An 18,591-nucleotide genomic window follows, 5' to 3' on the forward strand; every position below is an offset into this window, starting at 1 on the left:
GAGATGCTAGGTGCTAGACACTAGGCGCTAGAAATTCGGAAGGAGTTCATTTGATGAAACCCCCGTCGGATCTCTAGCGCCTAGTCGTAGTTTCTTCCAATCAATTTTCTTCCGAATCTCTAGTGTCCAGCGCCTGGCGCCGGCACTCGGCGCCGTTACGGCACAATCGTCGGTCCGGCCTGCTGCGCTTTCAGTTCCTTCCAATAATCATCCATCTTCAGGCGCGGAATGCCCTTCGTCATCCAGTCCGGAGCGGGCACGCCCTTGAGATAGTGGTCGAACCAGTCCTTCTGACGCATCGCGTAGTCCTTCTGATTGATCGGACGCGCGAGGCCATGATTCTCGCCGACGTACTCGAGCAGAATCACGTTCTTGTCCATCTGACGAAGCGTGTTGAAGTACGTGATGCCCTGGTTGAAGTCGACCGCGCCATCCTTGTCGTCGTGCAGGATGATCAGCGGCGTCTTCACGTTCTTCGCGTGGAAGACCGGCGAGTTGCGAATGTACGCTTCATAGTTGTCGGTGAAGTTGCCCTTGAAGCGGCCCTGGCTCGACTCGAAAATCGCCTGGTTCGTACCACCCGAGTTCCAGTAGATCGAGCTGTACATGCTCACCATGTCGGTGAGCGGCGCGCCGGCGATCGCCGACTTGAAGATGTTCGTCTGCGTGACGAGGAACGCCGTCTGATAGCCGCCCCATGAGTGGCCCCACAATCCAACATTCGTCGAATCGACGATGCCGGATGCGATCGCAGCCTTCACCGCGGGAACCACGCACCACACTGCCGACATACCCGGATCGTTGATCTTGTAGACGATGTCCGGATCGAACACCGCATAACCCTGGCTGGTGTACATGCTGCGATTCGGCGTGCTCGTTTCGTTCGGCGTCACGTAGCTGTGTGCAAGCTGCGAGCGCTTCTCGTAGATCGTGACGAGCATCGGATACTTCTTGCCCGGCTCGTAGTTCGCCGGCAGGTACAGCGCGCCTTGCAGCTTGTCACCCTTGGCGCTCGTGTAGTTGATCAGCTTCACGCCGCTCGTCCACGCAAACTCCTTCTGCTGTGGGTTCGCATCGGTGAGCTGACGTCCACCCTTGAAGTCCGCGTTGGCGACATAGTAGTTCGGGAAATCGATCGCCGACTGCTTCGTGTAGACGTAGACGTCCGCGTCCTTCGCCTTCTGGAAGGCGTACTTCGCGTCGTCGTACACGAGAACCTGCGCGCCCGGCTTGCTCGGATCGACCTTGGCGAGACCTTCCTTCTTCGTGCGCTCGCCGTACGTGCCGAAGTACATCGGCTGCGAGAGATCGATGCCATTCACCGCACCGCCGCCACGTCCACCGCGTCCGCCGCGGCCACCACCCGCTGCCGCCGCACCGCTCGCCTCGAACGAATAGAGGCGCTGATAGCGAATGCCATTCTTCTTACCGTCGACGGTGAGATTCGTCGCCGTACCGCCGCTCACCGGAACCTTCCACACGTCGAAGCCGTCGGACAGCAACACCGCGCTCCCGTCCTTCGTCCAGCCGAGTGGCTGTGTCGGCGGCGGAACGATCGTGTTGTGGTCGTCGGAGGTGTCCGCGAACATCGCCGGAATGCCCTTCGTGAGTCCCTTCTTCTCGCCAGTGGCCAGATCCAGCAGCCACCACTGCGCATCATCACCCCAGTAGATCACGCGCTTGCCGTTCGGCTCGGCGACCGTTGCCGTCGAGACGCGCTTCTTGAGCAGCAGCTTGCGCTGACCCGTCGCTAGGTCGACGCTATAGAAATCCTCATAGCGACGGCCGCTGTAGCTCGCCGCCTGTTCGTACTCGCGCGTGTCCACGCCGTACGCGGCGCGATCGTGACCGACGACGTTCACCGAACGCAGCGCGTCGTCCGACAGGCGCACGAACTTGTTGTCGACGATGCGGTACTCGGACAGATAGTTGAACGCGCGGTCCTGCGCTTCCTGCACGATCTGCTGCGACTGAAGTCGCGGATCCTTGGCGTGCCAGAGAATGAGCGACGGATTCTCTTCGTTCGCTTCGTTCACGCGCGGCTGGTTGATCGTGCCGCCCATACCCGGCGCACCCGCTTGCGATACGCCGCTCGGACGCGTCGCAACCTGTCCGGCCGGCAACGCCTTTTTCGCTTCCTTGATGCCGAAATAGATCGTCGAGTAGTCGTCGGAGAAGCGCGGCGCGCGGTCGATGGCGACCTTCATTCCCGCCGGGAAATCGCTGCGCCCTGCCGGATCGAACACGACCTTCTTCGGCGACGGCACGTTGACGTTGTTGAAGCTCACGACGGCGAAGAGCGTGTCGTGCGTGAGCGTGTCGAGCTTGCCGCGAAGCGCGGCCAGTGCGTAGCCGCTATCGGACCACACGAGCGAGCGATACATCGCACGGTCGGAATCGATCGCACGCACGACATCCGTGCGCATGTTGCGCAGCTGAATTCCGTTGCCGATCTGATCGCGCGCGTCGATCGCGTAAGCAAGCCACTCACCAGAATCATCAAACCCGAACTCGGCCACATTGCCAACGTTCACCGCGTCGGTCGACGCGAGGTTGTAGAGGACCAAGTCGGTACCGCTTGCTGCGCCGCCACCACCGCCGGCGCCACCGCGTCCGCCTCGGCCGGCTGCCGCCGCGCCAGCATCGGCGGCACCCGCGGCAGGGGCGTCTGCATAGCCCTGCATGGCGACCCAGGTCGGCTTGTCGCCGTTGAATGAGAAGCGACGAACCTTGTCGAACTCCTTTTTCTCGCCCGTGGCGAGGTTGAGAAGTCCCATCTTGTTCTGCGTAGGCGCGGCGGGTGTCGCGGCTGCGGCAGGAGCGGCCCCTCTGCCACCGCGTCCACCACGGCCGGCAGTTGACGGCGGAGAAATCGTGTACGCGACCCAGCGTGAGTCCCCGCTCACCGTGAATGCGCCGCCGCCAACGCCGCCGTCGCCGATCGAGATTTTTGTCTCTTTGGCGTCGGTACCGGTCGATCGCGCAACGAGGGTCGCGTCGCCCTCGTTCGGCGCGATGACGTAGACAAACCATTTGCCGTCGTTGGAGAGAACCGACTGACGGATCGTCTTCCACGCCTTGAGATCGGCGGGAGACATCTGCTTCGTCGGGCCTTTTGAGGCAGTTGCCTGCGCCATCGCGACCGGTGCGGCGGCGATGACCAGGACAGCGGGGACGGCGGCGAACCGGGTGCGCCGGAAGCGTGCGAGCGACATGTGAGTCTCCCCGTCAGCGCGTGACGGTGGACAAAGGGGGAAGAAGGCCAGAAGCTATGGTAAGGTCACCGACCTGTCCATCGGCGGGCACCGCTGGGGCCGCCCTCAAGTCCTCGGCGACGCCGACCGATACTCATTTCCGGGAAGTCCTGCCCCGCTGCGGGCGGCGTACATGTACGGAGCTCGAGGACGAGGAGAGAGGCCATGCAAAAATCGATCGTCGGCGTCGCGATGCTTGGGGCGGTAGCCGTTTTCAGCTACGGATGCTTCCGCAACGCGCATCCCAGCCATAAGCCAGACGCGCAAGGCAACGCGGCGCCGATCAAGGACGTGGCCACCGAGGCGCACGCCAAGGATATCCAGCAGCTCGAGCCGTACGACGGGGTTGACCACCTCTATCGAAACGCCAAGAGCCAGATCCCGACCTCGGTTCGACTGGCAATCCTCGACACCGCCGATTGGACGGCAATTTGGCGCCGAATCGTTGGCAACAGCTCGCCGGCACCGGTTCCTCCGGTCGACTTCTCGCGAGAGATGCTCCTCGTGGTCGGGATGGGCCAGGCGCCGTGCATGGGCTACCAGATCAACGTGGACACGGTTTTTCGCGACAAGGACAAGCGCATCTACGCCGTCGTTCGCGAGCGCCATCACGGATCGCGCTGCGGCTGCCTCAACGAGGTCGTGTCCCCAGTCGACGTGATTCGAGTTCCACGGACGATCCGCCCCGTCACCTTCCTCGAGCGTTCCGAAACGAACGTCTGCGAAGAGAGAGACCAGTTCCCGTTCAAGTAGCCTGACCGGCCCATCACCGCGCCCTTGCCGACTACATCCGCGACGGATATAGTCGGTCATGGCCCAGCGCGACCCGAAAACCAAGCTTCCACTCACGCCGGTCGTCCTGCACATCCTCCTCGCCCTCACTGACGGCGAGCGGCACGGGTACGCGATCGCCCAAACGGTCGAACAGGCGACGGACTCGCAGATTCGGATGGGGCCGGGAACGCTGTATGGCTCGATCCAACGGATGCTCACATCGTCGCTGATCGAGGAAGCGCCACACCGCCAGCGCGCCGAGGATGACGACGAGCGCCGGCGGTACTACCGCATGACGACCGTCGGCAAGCGCACCCTGGAGCTCGAGCTCCAGCGGCTCGCCAGCGTCGTTCGACTCGCTCAGAGTAAAGATCTCCTCAGCGGTCCAGGCGTCGCATGACTCCGCGCTCTCGATTCGAGCGCGCTTACCGCGCGTCGCTGCTGATTTTTCCGCCCGATTTCCGCGCGCGCTTTGCTGACGAGATGACGTCGTTCGCACTCGCTGCAGTCGCCAGCGCACGAAAGCGTGGCGTCGCCGCCGAGCTGCAACAGATCGCCACACTCGTTGCCGACGCGATTGCCTCCGCGCCAGGACAATGGATCACCGAACTCCGTGAGCAACGCGCCGCACATGCGGCCGCGATTGCCTCCGGCGAGCTACCGAGAGACAACATGGACATCGTTCTCCAGGATATCCGATTCGGCGCACGCGCGCTGCTAAGGCGCCCGGCGTTCACCGTCGTCGCTGCGCTCACGCTCGCACTCGGCATTGGCGCGAACACCGCGATCTTCTCGGTGCTCAATACGGTGCTCATTCGGCCGCTCGCATACCCGAACGCTGATCGCATCGTCGCGATCTGGGGCGTACAGGGCACTCAAGGACAGAACGGCATCGTCTTCGCCGACTATCTCGAATGGCGCGCGCAGAATCGCTCGTTCGAAGACATGGGTGTGTACCGCGGACAGAGCGTCAATCTCACCGGCGGCGACACTCCGCAGCGCGTCACGGGATCATTCGTGTCGGCAAGCTATCTCCGTCTCACCGGCGCAACCGCCGCACAAGGACGCATCTTCACCGACGCCGAAACTGAAATCGCGACCAAGGCGCCGGTTGCGGTTCTCACCTATGAAGCGTGGCAAACGCGCTTCGCTGGCGATCCCGCCATCCTCGGCAAGACGCTCTTTCTGAACGGGCAGGCGCACACGGTCGTAGGCGTCACGCCCGCGAACGTGCAGGCGCCATTCGGCCGGCCCGACGTCTTCATTCCAATTCCCTACTATCCCAACGCGAGCGGCCTTCAGCGCGGCAACCGCGGCATGCTCGCACTCGGTACGCTCAAGCCAGGTGTCACGCTCGCGAACGCCGAGCGTGAGCTCAAGACGCTGGCGAAACAGCAAGAAGAGGCGTATCCGGCCACCAACAAAGGCTTCGGCGTCGAGCTGCAGTCGCTGAAAGAACAGCTCGTCGGCCAGACGCGCGCACCCATCTACATCGTGTTCGGCGCAGTCGCCGTCGTGCTTCTCATCGCCTGCGCCAATGTCGCAAACCTGCAGCTCGCGCGCGGTGCCGCACGCTTTCGCGAACTCTCCGTTCGCGCCGCGCTTGGCGCCGGACGCGCGCGAATTGCGCAGCAGCTGCTCACCGAAAGTGTGTTGCTGTCGCTCGCCGGCGGTGCTGCTGGAATTCTGCTCGCCGTGTTGGGTACGAAGTGGCTGAGCACCGCGTTGGCCAACGCGATTCCGATTCCGACCGAGATCAAGGTTGACGGAACGGCGCTCACGTTCGCCGCGGTCATCTCGATTGCGTCGGGCATTCTGTTCGGAGTGGCGCCGGCGTGGAAAGCGTCGCGCACGAGCGTGCACGACATGCTACGGACGCGCACCGGCGCGCCCGGTTTGGGACACGCGCGAACGCGCAACGCACTCGTCATCGTGCAGCTTGCGCTGTCGCTCACGCTTCTCGCATGCGCGGGGCTTCTCACCAGATCACTCATGGAGCTGCAGCGCGTCAAGCCGGGCTTTGACCCGAGCAACCTGATGACAATGCAGTTCCGCCTACCCGTAGCCAAGTACGACAATCCCGACAAGATCTGGACGATGTTCCAGCAAACCGTCGCCGAGATTCGTGCGGTGCCTGGCGTACAGTCGGCGGCGCTGGTGCGGGCATTTCCGCTCACCGGCAATGGCGATTCGTATCCGGTGACGATCGAGGGTCGCGCGCCCGTCGCGCCTGGAGATGGACCACAGGTGCTGATCAACAGCATCACCGATCAGTACTTCTCTACGATGCGCATTCCGCGACTCGCCGGTCGCGACATCCAGACGTCGGACACCAAAGACGCAACGCCGGTGATCGTCATCAACGACGAATTCGCCAACAAAACGTGGCCGGGCCAATCCGCGCTCGGCAAGCGCATTCAATTCTCCGGCGACGATCGTTGGTGGACCATCGTTGGCATCGTCGGCGCAGCGAAGCACCGCACGCTGAACGAAGCAACGCTGTTGCAAGGCTATGTCCCGCACGCGCAGCGTCCGCAGATCTTCACCACGCTCGCAGTGCGTACCACCGGAGATCCGCTGCGCCTCGCCAACGACTTGCGCAAAGCGGTGTGGCGCGTCGACAAGGACCAACCCGTGTGGGGCACGCAGTCGATGGATCAACTCCTCGACAGTGCAGTAGGATCGCCGCGTTTGATCGTGCGCATGACGATGGGCTTCGCGATCGTCGCGCTGCTCCTGGGCGCGATCGGCATCTACGGCGTGTTGAGTTACACCATGTCGCAACGCACGCACGAGGTCGGGATTCGCCTGGCGCTCGGCGCGGAGTCGCGTCAGGTCGTGCGAATGGTTGTCGGCGAAGGCATACGAATCGTCGCAGTGTCTGTGGTCATTGGACTGCTCGGCGCGTTCGGCGCGACGCGACTACTGCGAAGCCAACTCTTTGGAGTGGGCCCGACCGACATTGTCACATTCACCGTGGTCACCGCGCTCTTGAGCGGTGTCGCGATTCTCGCGTGCTATCTCCCCGCTCGACGCGCGAGCCGCGTCGACCCAATGGTGGCGCTCCGCAGCGACTGACCCTGCCGCGCTACTTCTTCGCTGGAACGAGCTGCGGACGAACCGTGAGGATCAGCGCGCGCTGACCAACGCTGTCGCCCGCAGCCGTCGTTCCGAGGACGACTGTCTGTCCCATTGGCACGGTCACGCCGGTCATCAGAATTCTTGGAGTGGAGCTCACGCGGCCGGGGATTGCCGGACCAGCCGGCTTCCATAGCTCGACATTGAGGTGTACGCTCGCATCCGAGCCGCCGACGCGTAGATCGGTGACGTCAACAGTGAGCGTGAACGCCTCCCGTTCTGTGGGAATGCTCTGCGAAATGCGTTCGCGCTCGCTCGCGGTAGCAACCGATGTTCCGAGCAGGCGGTAGCCCGAAAACTTGAGTACACCACGCAGCAGCGAATCGAGTCCGGCGACCGCTGGATCGCGCGTGCCGCCGTTCTCGGCGGAAATGAGCTGAAAGTTGAGCATCACGTTCGCCGGATCGCGATCGTAGCGCGCGAGCACGACCATCATTTCGTCGAAGATGTCCTGACGTTCGCGGATAGTGACCGCTCGAATCGACGGAACGTCGTAAACGCCGCCCCCGGCGGTTCGGGAATAGGGCGAGAGCAGCTTCACTGCTTCGCTCGACGAGAGATGGTGGAGCTCGACCGTTTTCACGACGAGCGCTTCGGGGTGTTTCTTTTCCGCGAGCTGCACCGCTTGGCTCTGCTGCTGAGCGAGGCCCGTTTGGGCGAGCAAACCAATAGCGGCGACCGCGACGAGGCGAGCGATTTTCATTGTCCCACTCCTGGCGTCAGCCAGATGACAGTGACCGTCGAGTCTGCAGTCTTGAGAACGGTTGTCTGTTGGCCACGCGCGACGTCCACAGACACGTTGCGCGCGACGGGCAGCGACGGATCAGGCACTCGCGGCGACACAATCGGCGCCCGACGCGCGTTCATCGACACAACCACGAGCAACGCGGCAGCGAACGGCAACGACGCGATGACCGCAAACCGCCGCGCGGAGCGCGTATGCTGCGCCGTTCGCGTTCGCCGGCGAATGAGTAAATCGAAATGTGTCGTTTGGCTGACGATACTCGCCGCGCGCGCACGGCAGGCGTCGCACACCGAGAGATGTGCCGAGAGTGCCGACGTCGGGGCACCGACGCCCAATTCAGCCGGTTCCGCGACCAACATCGCGTCGCGTGCCTGAGTGCAATTCATGACGTGTACTCCTTCAACAATCGTTCGTGATGCTCGAGCATGCGTTCGCGAATGGCCTTCCGCGCGCGGAACAGGTGCGCGCGGACAGTGACCTGTTGCATTCCCAGCTCGTTCGCGATCTCGACGGGCGACCAGCCGCGCACGTCAGAGAGTTCGAAGATCTGTCGCTGGCGTCGCGGAAGCGTGTCGAAGTACTGAAGGACAAGCGCGGCGAGTCGTGCGGCGTCGGGATCGTCGCCGGCGGGCTGCGCGGTGTCGATAGCGAGCGCGCCCTGCCGTTTGAGTAGCTCTGCTCGTCGCTCGTCACGACGGAGGTGCGAGAGCGCGACATTACGAGTGACGGCAAAGAGCCACGTCGAAAAGCGGCTCTTGCCGTTGAAACGGCGCACACGCCGCTCGAGGCCGATGAGAACGACCTGAGTCACGTCGTCGGCCGCGTCGGCGTCATTCGTGAAGCGGGCCGCCCAGGCATGTACCTGGGCGCGCACGCGGACGGCGAGCCGCTCCACGGCGGCAGGTCGCCCCGCACGAACACCATCTACGAGGGACGGCAGGTCCCCGTCGTCGCCGTTCCCGGCGATCACCGCAGCGCGTATGAACACGTCCATCAGACGCCGCCTCCTCGGACGGCGTTTACCTGCCTACTCGCCGAACGCCACTCCGTGTCGCTCGCGACCCACCCACGCAGCAACGGCACCGAGCGTGAATACCGTAATTGCCGTAAGAGCCATGGCGTGCGCGTAGGTCATTCGATCGGCAAACACCGCTTCGATGTACGCCACAGATCCTGCCACCGCGACGCCGCACTGATACGCAAAGCCCGGCAGGAAGCCGCGCACGGAGTCCGGCGCCAGCTCGTTGATGTGCACCGGAATCACGCCCCACGCGCCCTGCACCATGAACTGCATCGAGAATCCGCCAATGATCAGCAGCGGAACCGACGGCGAGAACGCCCAGAGCGGAATCGCACAGATCGCCAGAACGAGCGCCGTAATGATCGTGCGCCGACGACCGATCTTGTCGGAGAAGTGGCCGAACAGCAGTCCGCCGAGGATGGCGCCGGTGTTAGCGATCATGCTGATCTGTGCGACGCGCTGCGGCGTGAAGTGCCAGTCGCGCTTCAGGAACGTCGGATACATGTCCTGCGTCCCATGCGAGATGAAGTTCATCAGCGCCATGAAGACGAACAGGTACGCGAACAGCTTCCAGTGCGACGCCACTTCTTTCGCGTAGTTCGAGAAGCTGCGACGCGTACGCCGCTCCCACACTTCAGACTCCGTGACGTACATCCGGACGTAGAGCGCCAGCAGCGCCGGAATTCCGCCAACGAAGAACATCGCGCGCCAGCCAAAACGCGGGAACACGAAGAAGTACGCTGCCGCAGCCAGCAGATTTCCAGCCGCATACCCTTCCTGCAGCAACCCGGAGAAGATCCCGCGGCGGTGCTTCGGCGCTTTTTCCATCGCCAGCGACGACCCCACGCCCCACTCGCCGCCCATTCCGATACCGAAGATCGCGCGCCAAAAGAGGAAGCTCGTGTAGGTGCGCGTGAATCCGGTCGCAACTTCGGCTGCCGAATAGAAGAGCAGATTCGCCATCAGCGCTTTCTTGCGGCCGATTCGGTCGGCGAGCAGACCGAAGAGCAGTGCGCCAACTGGCCGGAACATCAGCGTGAGCGTCAGCGAGAAGACGATCGCCTTATCGGTGACACCGAAGTCGGTGGCGATGGTCGTCAGCGTGTACGTGACGAGAAAAAAGTCGAACGCGTCGAGGGTCCAGCCCAGAAAGCTCGCGGCCACTGCGGCGCGATGCCCCTTCTCCGCCGGCGGAGAATAGGTCGACTGGTCTCTTTGGGTGACTGTAGCTGACAAGCGAGAAGCGGAAAGGGGACGCGGAAGTGGAACGGCGGTAGGAAAACAAACGGTGGCGCCCAAGATGTGTCTTGGGCGCCACCGTCGCTAGAACCTCGAGCCTCGAAACCTCTACATCAACGCCGACTTACTTCATCACCATGTAGTTGGAGATGTGCACGTCGAGGTTGTGGTTCACGCGGAAACCCGACTGGCCGCTGGCGTCGGTGATTTCCTTGCGCGAGATCGCATGCACCTGAGCGTTGTTCACGAGGAAGCGCACGGAATCCACACCAACCTTGATCGCCAGGTCGTTCGAGGTGTTCGGCGCGTCGTCGAACTTCTTGATCGCGGGGTTCGCGGTCCAATCGACGATCTTGTGCACGTCGGCGCCAGCGCGATGGTTGATCAGGAACTTGCCGTCCTGACGAACCAGGAAGTAGAAGTAGCTCTGCTTGGCGGGATCATCGAGATCCTTGCCGCCCGTGAACAGACCGAAGGCTTCGCCGGCGTCGCCGTGGCCCGTGATCTTCTTGGTCTGACGGAAGTTTGCCATGACCGTGAACGGCGCGTTCGGCTGAGCGTCCTTCGTCGTGTAGTAGATCGCCGCGCCACCCGACGTCACGTGATAGCCGGGACCCATCGTGATGAACTTGGCGGACATCGAAGCGGCCTGCGGATCCAGCTTCATCGACCAACCGGCTGGCAACGGTGCCTTGTCGACGGCGGACGTCGGATCCTTCGCTGCCTGCTGCTGCGCTGCCAGCGGCGCAGCAATCGCGAGCGCGGCGAGCACGGAAAGCGTCTTTCGCATCGGAATCTCCCTCTGTCAGGTGCGGTGAGACGAGGAATATGACCCGGTGCACGTGCCGTCGCTACGGCAGCTTGAGCTGCTGCCCCACTCGCAAGCGAGTTGTTCCCAACCTGTTGAGCGTTTGTATCTGCCTCGTCGTCGTTCCCGTGCGCTTGGCAATCGTCGACAGATTGTCGCCCGCGCGAACACGGTAGCTCTTCGCGCCTTTGTTCGGCCCGCCAAGGTCACCGCTGGCGCTCTGAACTCGCTGGGCCGATGACGAACGCGGTGGGGGCTGGACCGTCGCGCTCGCCAGTTGGCTGGCGTGCAGCTCCGGTGCCTGATCGAGCACCGCGACGTGGAAGTGTGGCGGACGTCGCTCCTCAGTCGCCTCGATTACATGGCGCTGCTCGAGTGCCAAAAGGTTCGTCCGTAGCCACGAAAGGCAAGCGCCGGTCGGCTTGTGAAAGTCCACGGCCATTCCGGTCGGATGCACTGACAGCGGCGACGCGTTCCGCGGCTGCTGGTCCACAGGGCGCGCGCCGCTCGTCACCACGAGCCGCTCACCGCAGCCGGCATGGTAAGCGGCTGCCAGCGAGTCGACGAAGCGCTTGGTATTCGGGAGGACGAACGGAAAAACGACGCGCTGAAGCGTCACGTCCTTGGTTATGCCAAGAACCTTCAGGTCACCCAGCCGCGCGGCCTCGTACAGGTCCGCCTTGGTTTGCAGGAATGCGAGCTCATGCGTCCGCGCACTCGCATACATGAGATCGACACTCGCATGCGACCCGCGCAACGTCTGCCCGCGCGCCGCACTCCCGGCCATCGCGATCCCCACCATGACTACACAAATGACTGCACGCATATGCCGCTACAACGCACTGACCGTGCTACGCGCAACATCCTGCTCGCAGTCCGACGTTCACTAAAAACTTCTAGCGTCTCGCGCCTGGTGCCCCGCCAGTCGTCAGTACCCGGCGGCGTGACCGTCCTTTCGCGGATCCGACCCCGCCACGTAGCCCTTGAGCAACTTGATGATCGCCTGACTTCCGCCGAACGACGACGCCTTCGCGATGTTCACGTCGTGGCCCATGGCCTTGAGCTGCCCAATCACGCTATCCGGAATGGCCGCCTCGACGATCACCCTGGCGCCCTGTTCGTGCCGAAAACGGCCGGCGTCCATCGCTTCCTGCACATCCATTCCAAACACGAGCATGTTGATGAGGAATTGCGCATGCCCCTGTGCCTGCATTGCGCCACCCATCAGTCCAAAGCTCATGTACGGCGTGTCGCCCGTACCGTCCGCGGCGCTCGTTGCGCCCGGCTTGGTCACGAATGCCGGGATCAGTGTGTGAAACGGACGCTTTCCGGGCGCGACGGTGTTCGGCAGCCCCTCCGTCATCGTGAAGCCTGAACCGCGGTCCTGCAGCGCGAAGCCGGTGCCGGGCACGACGACGCCCGAGCCAAATTCGTCGAACAGGCTGTTGATGAACGACACCATGTTGCCGTCCTTGTCGGCCACGGTGAGGTAGATGGTCTCGCTCGACGTCCGCTCCGGGCCCGGCGCCACCTGCGTCGTTGCCGCCTTCTTCGAATCGAGATGGCTGCGCCGTTCATTGATGAACGGATCGGACAGCATCTGAGCCGGCGAAATCGTCAGGTGATCGGCGTCGCCCACGTACTTGGTGAGATCGGCGTACGCCAGCTTCTTCGCCTCGATCAGATGGTGCAGATAGATCGCCGAGTTCTGTCCCATCGCCTTGAGATCGTACGGCTCGAGGATGCGAAGCATCTCCAGCGCCGCAATGCCCTGATTGTTCGGCGGCATCTCCCACACGCGATAGCCCTTGTACAGCGTCGAAATCGGCGTCACCCACGTCGGCTGATTCTTCTTCAAGTCCTCGAGGGTAATGAACCCGCCGAGTTGTTGGATGCGCGTCACCAGCTTCTGTCCCAGCGCGCCGCCATACAAAGTCGACATGCCGTTCTCGGCGACATCACGCAGCGTCGCCGCGTAATCGGGATTGCGGAACCACTCGCCGGCCTTCGGCGCGCGACCGTTCGGAAGGAACGTCGCCTTCGCACCTTCGTCGCGCTCGAGAATCCGCGCCGCGCCAGACCAGTCGCCGGAGATGACTGGCGTCACGGGAAAGCCATTCTCGGCGTAGCCAATCGCCGGTGCCACGGCTTGGGCGAGCGTGATCGTTCCATACTTTTTCAGCAGCGCGTCCCAACCGGCGAGCGCGCCCGGAACCGTCACGCTCTCTATCCCCCGCTCGACCCGCGTCCGACCGCGTTTCACCAGCTCGGCGCGCGTCATCAATGCGCCTGCCCGTCCGCTCGCATTCAGCGCGACGAGTTTTTTCTCTTTCGCGCTCCAGATGATCGCGAACATGTCGCCGCCAATTCCGGTCATCATCGGTTCGACGACGGACAGCACGGCCGCGGCCGTGACCGCCGCATCGATCGCGTTGCCCCCGTGTTGCATCACGGAGATGGCGGCTGTGGTCGCCAGCGGCTGACTCGTGGCGGCCACGCCATTCGGCGCATACACCGCCGATTTGCCAGCCATGGTCGGCGCGCGCTGCGCCTCGGACTCCTCGGCCGAAAACGACAGGAGGCTAGTCATCAGCACCAAGAGGCGTAGAGCTGTGCGGGAGGGGGACATCAGCCATCTCCATGATTGGTTCGCGCGTGCGATCGTGTCGTACTACCAACGCCCGTCCGCGGGATGGCGTTGACGAAAACCGGGGGCTCCCGTGGCGATCAACCATACCGCCAGAAGGTCTGGATTTACAGACCATACCGATATTCGTTTTCTTTCGTCAGCGTTCGTACACGTGTCGCCACCCCGACATCGGTTCAATGCGCTCACTGCATCGCCTCACCGTCGCTCTCGCGGTGACACTGACAGCCGCCGCTCGCGGATCGGCGGCTCAGGGCCGAGGGTCCGTCCCGCGCGGAATGATGGACGGCGTCGTCACCGACTCGCTTCTCATGCCGCTAGCCGGCGTGACGATCTCTCTTGCCGGCTCCTTCATCTCCGCGACGACTACCGATAATGGACGTTTCCGCATCGTCGCGCTCCCGGCGGGCGACTACGTAGTGACGGCGCGTCGCTTCGGCTACAACACCGCGTCCACAGCATTGCATATCGATGGCGGCGACACGCTCCGGCCGTCGTTCTCGCTCAGCCGCGTCGTTGCGGAGCTCGATACGGTTCGCGCGTTGGCGAGGCACGCGCCAAATCGCATGAGCGAATTCGAGGAACGCCGAGCCAAGAAGATCGGACACTTCATCACCGCCGAGCAGCTCGAACGGCAAGCTCCTGTCTATGTCGGCGATGCGCTCGAACGCGTTCTCTCGGTCAAGATCAGGGGAATGAGGCTCGGCGAACGCGTCGCATTGTCGATGCACACCATCAATCCATGTCCATTCACCATCTTCGTCGACGGACGGATCCACTCCGAAACGGGCGACGTCGCGGGCACGCCCTCGCCCAAGGACATCGCCGGTATTGAGATCTACTCGGGGCCGTCGTCTATTCCGCTCGAATTCAGACGCCTCGATATGATATGCGGCGTCATCCTGATCTGGACCAAGCGCGGATAACCGAAGCGATCAGTTCGACAGCGTTCTTAGATCTTCCGCAGTGTCTACATCGCGCGGAGCCGCAGTCGGCACGTCCACAAACGCAACGCGCTCACGCGACCGCTCGATCAGCGATCGTGCTCCCTGATCTCCCTGCAGCAGCATGAGTTCCTCGAACACCTCGCGCGCAAACAGCACGGGGTGACCGCGTCCGTCAGTGTACCGCGCAACGACGATCGGGCGTTGCGTTTCTCGCCACCGCGCGATCACGGCGCGCGCCACTTCCGGATCGATCCCCGGCTGATCACCGAGCGCGACGACGACGCACTCGGCGTTAGTCGGCGCGGCGCTGATACCAACCTTCAGCGACGTCGCCATTCCCTCTGCCCACGACGCATTCTCGACGATGTGCGCGCGAACTCCGTCGAGCGCAACGCGAACCAGTTCGGCGTCGTTCCCCACTACGACGATCACGTCATCGACCGCCTGCGCCAGCGTATCCGCAGCACGTCGCACGATTGGGACGCCACCCAACTGCGCGACGAGCTTTTGCGATCCGAATCGACGCGCGCCGCCTGCAGCGAGGAGCACTCCAACGATCACAGCGCGCGCTCGTTCACAGCGCGACGCAGCGTGTCGAGCGGAAGCGCCGCGCACTTGAGACGACCCGGCGGCGGATCACCGTCCAACAAACCGCTGATCCATGCGGCATCGAGCGCCGTGGCCGCGTCCGTCGTCATGCCTCGCACGCCCTCAGTGAGCAATGATGCAGATGCGATGCACAGCGCGCAGGCGTCGGCCGTAAATCGCGCCTCGACGATCGCATCACCTTCGACGCGAAGCTGAATCCGAATTCGGTCGCCGCACAACGGATTCGCACCCTCGGCGTCGCGATTGGCATTGGGCAGCGTCGAGCGATTGCGTGGTTTGCGAAAGTGCTCGAGGACGACCGCCCGGTACGTCGTCACGCACGCTTCCCGCTGCGAATCGCTACCACTTCGGCGAGAATCGACAGCGCAACTTCAGGCGAACTCTTACCGCCGATATCGAGACCGATCGGCGTGCGAATCCGCGACAGCTCCTGATCGCTGAATCCTTCGTCACGTAGCAGCTCGCGCACTGCCGCACCGCGCTTCTTGCTGCCGAGCAGTCCCAGATAGCCAACTCCGGAGCGCAGCATGCTGCGCAGCACCGGAAGCTCGTATTTGTAGTCGTGGGCTACCAGAATCATCGCGACGCGTTTGCCCGGCGCGATTCCCGCCACGATTTCCGACGGCATGCCGACGCGAATTTCGTCAGCGTCAGGAAAACGATCGCGCGTCGCGTAGCGCTCGCGTCCATCCACCACGATCGTCCGCATCTCGAGCTCGCGGGCAAAGCGCGTGAGCGACATCGCGATTTGCCCAGCACCAACGATCACGAGCGTCGTCGGCGGCGCGTATCGATCAAAGAATACTCGACGTTCGCCATTCGACGTCCGGAGCAATTCGGCGCGCGACGAGGTCCGCAGCACATCGGCGGCGACCGTCGCCGCAGCATCGTCGAGTGTCTCGTCGCCGAGGGTGCCGGTGCGCGTTCCGTTTTCGTCGATCACGAGTGACATGCGCGGTCCGTCGAGCGACGACGCGACCACAGCAGCGCGATCTCCATTGATCGCGTCGCGGACCGCAGCGTGCGACGCCACGACGGGATCGCCTCGATCCGTAGGCGCGATGCACTCGATCAGCACCTCGACGTTCCCGCCGCAGGTGAGTCCAATTTCCCACGCCTCATCGTCGTCGAGCGAAATGTCGAGCATTCGGCGGCCGCCCTCGGCGATCAGTGCGTCACCAGCCTCGATTACCTGCGCGTCGACGCATCCGCCGATCGTCACACCACCGAGCAGTTTACCGCTCGCGCCAACGAGCATCTTGGCGCCGATCTTCTTCGACGAACTTCCGGTCGCCGACACGAGCGTCGCCTGCACGACGCGCGCTTCGTCGCTCCGATCGAGTGACTCGAGAATGGTGTCCGACATACCGCTCAAGTCTGCTCGGCGGTGTCGAGCGCGTCCAGCCAGAGGTGCCGAAGTTCGCTTGCTCCGCGGGCGTTCGGCTCCACGAGCGATCGCTTCCAATACCAGCAGTCGGCCGCCGGGGCCGACACTCCGTGGCCCATGAACCGCGCGTATGCGTCGGCCAGAACGAAAGTCGCCGTTCCGCCGGCGAGAGCACGAATGTGGTCGTTCAAACGGTCGAGCACGTCGAGGGGCAGGTTTCCGCCTGCGTCGAATACGCCGGGGATCTTCGCCGTTCGGTCCGACGGATCGCAGACCGTCGTCAGGATGATCCGGCCATTCGGAAACTGACCGCGCAGTGTCTCCGCCAGAAAGTCGTATGCCTCGATGATGTCGGCGCCGATCTTATCGATCAAACGACTCCGTGAACGAATACTCGCCGCACTGAACACATCCGTCTGACCGATCGTCAGCGTCAGTAGCACCGGTTCATCGCTCGGCTCGATCTGCGTCAACTGCTCGCCGAACACTTCGCCAATCGTCGCGCCATCCGTAGCAAGATTCTCGAACTCGAGGCTCGGGTACCGCGACGACAGATCGTTGCCAAGATCGTCAGGCCAGTGCTCTTCGGAATTCTGAAAGAAGAGCGACGCCGCGCCCACGGCGCCAACACGTCCGGCCGACGCCACACGTTCGAGCGCCACCGCAACGTCGATCTCGCCCGCATCCAGCGCGGGGTATAGATCGAGCGACATCGAGTCGCCGAGAGCGATGTACTTCGACGGAGTGAAAATGAGAGTACGTGAAAGTGTGAAATGCGCTCTGGTTCGCGCCGGTCACACGGGCGCGGACAGCCCTCTCGTTGCTAGGATACGCGCAACGACGTCGCCAATCTTGTTGTTCGGCGTACTTGCACCAGCGGTTACACCTACACGCAGCGGGCCACTGGGCAGCCAGTTGACGGCGTCGGCTTCGGTGTGCTTCACGAGCGCCGGGCGAAAGTGAACGCTCCCAGCATCGGGATTGATCGCGCTCGACGTTTCAATGTGGTACGTCGGTACGCGATCCGCGCAGAGCGCCGCGAGCGAGATCGTATTGCTCGAATTGAAGCCGCCGATCACGACCATCACGTCCACGCCCTCGTCGAGCAACTCGCGAACGGCGTCCTGGCGTTCCTGCGTTGCGCTGCAGATGGTGTCGAAGCTGCGAAAGTTCGCCGCACGTGCCGCTTCACCCCGACCTCGTGCGATCGACGCGCCAACTTCCTCGGCGATCGCCAGCGACTCGCGTGCGAGCATCGTCGTTTGATTGGCCACGCCTACGCGCTGCAGATGACGCTCCGGATCAAAGCCCGGCGACACGGCACGCGCAAACGTCGACATCAGCGCGTCGCTCGACAGACGCCCCTCGATGTATTCGCAGACGAGTCGCGCTTCATCCATGTTGCGCACGATGAGGTAGTGTCCCTCGGGATACTTCCGCACCTGCGACGCCGTGGCGCGCGTCTCTTCGTGGTAGTACTTGCCGTGAATCAGCGCCGTAAATCCGTCGCGCGCGTAGCTCTCGACGCGCTTCCAGACGTTGAGCACCGACCCGCACGTCGTGTCCACGAGCACGCAACCGATCTCGCGCAGCGCCGCGAAATCGTCGATCGTGACGCCGAACGCCGGCATGATCACGACGTCTTCAGCGGCGATCTGACTGAAGTCGAACGCACCGGTCGGATCCGGCCGCTCCAGAATCTCGACGCCCATTTCGCGGAGCCGAGCATTCACGTGCGGGTTGTGAATGATCTCGCCAACGAGAAAGATCCGGCGCTCCGGGAACTTGCGGTGCGTTTGATAGGCGTAGTCCACCGCCCGCTCTACGCCGTAGCAAAACCCAAACTCCCGAGCGAGCCGGACCGTAGTATCTGCCACGGTCAGCGTGTACTCGTGCGCCTTCAACAGGTCGACGATTCGTCCGTCGTAGTCGGCCGCAAGTTCTTCCTGGACATCGGCTTTGAGGCCGAAACCCTTTCGGAAATACGTCGACGGGTCGCTTGGGGAGGGGGGCGCCATGTGT

17 protein-coding genes are annotated in these 18,591 nt (G+C 63.1%); 4 read left to right on the forward strand and 13 right to left on the reverse strand.

The window, feature by feature from the left end; genetic code table 11:
- Nucleotides 1-155: 155 nt before the first annotated feature.
- On the reverse strand, nt 156-3,215 hold the full coding sequence (locus tag AC6H4Z_RS21515) for a S9 family peptidase (RefSeq protein ID WP_497544024.1): 3,060 nt from the start codon (nt 3,213-3,215) through the stop codon (nt 156-158).
- A gap of 204 nt (nt 3,216-3,419) precedes the next feature.
- Here AC6H4Z_RS21515 and AC6H4Z_RS21520 point away from each other — a divergent pair, with 204 nt between their 5' ends.
- Genes AC6H4Z_RS21520 through AC6H4Z_RS21530 form a run of 3 tightly spaced genes read left to right on the forward strand, consistent with a single transcriptional unit; the run spans nt 3,420 to nt 7,106 of the window.
- Complete coding sequence (locus tag AC6H4Z_RS21520) at nt 3,420-4,007, forward strand: hypothetical protein (RefSeq protein WP_497544025.1); 588 nt, start codon at nt 3,420-3,422, stop codon at nt 4,005-4,007.
- 58 nt (nt 4,008-4,065) lie between these two features.
- Nucleotides 4,066-4,428, forward strand: coding sequence for a PadR family transcriptional regulator (locus AC6H4Z_RS21525; RefSeq protein ID WP_497544026.1), 363 nt, complete (start codon nt 4,066-4,068; stop codon nt 4,426-4,428).
- Nucleotides 4,425-7,106: an ABC transporter permease gene (locus tag AC6H4Z_RS21530; protein WP_497544027.1), complete on the forward strand. Its 2,682-nt coding sequence runs from the start codon at nt 4,425-4,427 to the stop codon at nt 7,104-7,106. Before AC6H4Z_RS21525 ends, AC6H4Z_RS21530 begins: the two co-directional genes overlap by 4 nt.
- Nucleotides 7,107-7,116: 10 nt before the next feature.
- Here AC6H4Z_RS21530 and AC6H4Z_RS21535 read toward each other — a convergent pair whose 3' ends face one another.
- The 7 genes from AC6H4Z_RS21535 to ggt all read right to left on the reverse strand — a co-directional run bounded on the left by AC6H4Z_RS21535 (nt 7,117) and on the right by ggt (nt 13,569).
- On the reverse strand, nt 7,117-7,869 hold the full coding sequence (locus tag AC6H4Z_RS21535; protein ID WP_497544028.1) for a hypothetical protein: 753 nt from the start codon (nt 7,867-7,869) through the stop codon (nt 7,117-7,119).
- A complete protein-coding gene (locus tag AC6H4Z_RS21540; protein WP_497544029.1) occupies nt 7,866-8,297 on the reverse strand; it encodes a hypothetical protein in 432 nt (143 codons plus the stop codon). The genes AC6H4Z_RS21535 and AC6H4Z_RS21540 overlap by 4 nt, the downstream gene beginning before the upstream one ends.
- The gene (locus AC6H4Z_RS21545; protein WP_497544030.1) at nt 8,294-8,905 is read right to left on the reverse strand and encodes an RNA polymerase sigma factor; all 612 of its coding nucleotides are present in this window, start codon (nt 8,903-8,905) and stop codon (nt 8,294-8,296) included. Before AC6H4Z_RS21545 ends, AC6H4Z_RS21540 begins: the two co-directional genes overlap by 4 nt.
- A gap of 33 nt (nt 8,906-8,938) precedes the next feature.
- Nucleotides 8,939-10,096, reverse strand: coding sequence for an MFS transporter (locus tag AC6H4Z_RS21550; protein ID WP_497544031.1), 1,158 nt, complete (start codon nt 10,094-10,096; stop codon nt 8,939-8,941).
- 199 nt (nt 10,097-10,295) lie between these two features.
- On the reverse strand, nt 10,296-10,961 hold the full coding sequence (locus AC6H4Z_RS21555; protein ID WP_497544032.1) for a hypothetical protein: 666 nt from the start codon (nt 10,959-10,961) through the stop codon (nt 10,296-10,298).
- 61 nt (nt 10,962-11,022) lie between these two features.
- Complete coding sequence (locus tag AC6H4Z_RS21560) at nt 11,023-11,805, reverse strand: DUF5715 family protein (RefSeq protein ID WP_497544033.1); 783 nt, start codon at nt 11,803-11,805, stop codon at nt 11,023-11,025.
- Nucleotides 11,806-11,907: 102 nt separating this feature from the next.
- Entirely contained in the window at nt 11,908-13,569 is a 1,662-nt protein-coding gene (gene ggt / locus AC6H4Z_RS21565; RefSeq protein ID WP_497544034.1) for a gamma-glutamyltransferase, read from the reverse strand.
- 236 nt (nt 13,570-13,805) lie between these two features.
- On the opposite strand from ggt, the gene AC6H4Z_RS21570 reads away from it, so the two are divergent.
- A complete protein-coding gene (locus AC6H4Z_RS21570; RefSeq protein WP_497544035.1) occupies nt 13,806-14,552 on the forward strand; it encodes a carboxypeptidase regulatory-like domain-containing protein in 747 nt (248 codons plus the stop codon).
- Nucleotides 14,553-14,561: 9 nt separating this feature from the next.
- On the opposite strand, the gene AC6H4Z_RS21575 is transcribed toward AC6H4Z_RS21570, so the two are convergent.
- The 5 genes from AC6H4Z_RS21575 to AC6H4Z_RS21595 form a co-directional block, all read right to left on the reverse strand.
- Nucleotides 14,562-15,134, reverse strand: coding sequence for a nucleotidyltransferase family protein (locus AC6H4Z_RS21575; RefSeq protein WP_497544036.1), 573 nt, complete (start codon nt 15,132-15,134; stop codon nt 14,562-14,564).
- The gene (locus AC6H4Z_RS21580) at nt 15,131-15,499 is read right to left on the reverse strand and encodes an iron-sulfur cluster assembly scaffold protein (RefSeq protein WP_497544037.1); all 369 of its coding nucleotides are present in this window, start codon (nt 15,497-15,499) and stop codon (nt 15,131-15,133) included. Before AC6H4Z_RS21580 ends, AC6H4Z_RS21575 begins: the two co-directional genes overlap by 4 nt.
- Nucleotides 15,496-16,548: an XdhC family protein gene (locus tag AC6H4Z_RS21585; protein WP_497544038.1), complete on the reverse strand. Its 1,053-nt coding sequence runs from the start codon at nt 16,546-16,548 to the stop codon at nt 15,496-15,498. The genes AC6H4Z_RS21580 and AC6H4Z_RS21585 overlap by 4 nt, the downstream gene beginning before the upstream one ends.
- A gap of 5 nt (nt 16,549-16,553) precedes the next feature.
- Nucleotides 16,554-17,282, reverse strand: coding sequence for an SGNH/GDSL hydrolase family protein (locus AC6H4Z_RS21590; protein ID WP_497544039.1), 729 nt, complete (start codon nt 17,280-17,282; stop codon nt 16,554-16,556).
- Nucleotides 17,283-17,363: 81 nt separating this feature from the next.
- Nucleotides 17,364-18,587, reverse strand: coding sequence for a 4-hydroxy-3-methylbut-2-enyl diphosphate reductase (locus tag AC6H4Z_RS21595; protein ID WP_497544040.1), 1,224 nt, complete (start codon nt 18,585-18,587; stop codon nt 17,364-17,366).
- Between the last annotated feature and the right edge of the window lie 4 nt (nt 18,588-18,591).

Source organism: Leucogemmata humicola, from assembly GCF_055379415.1.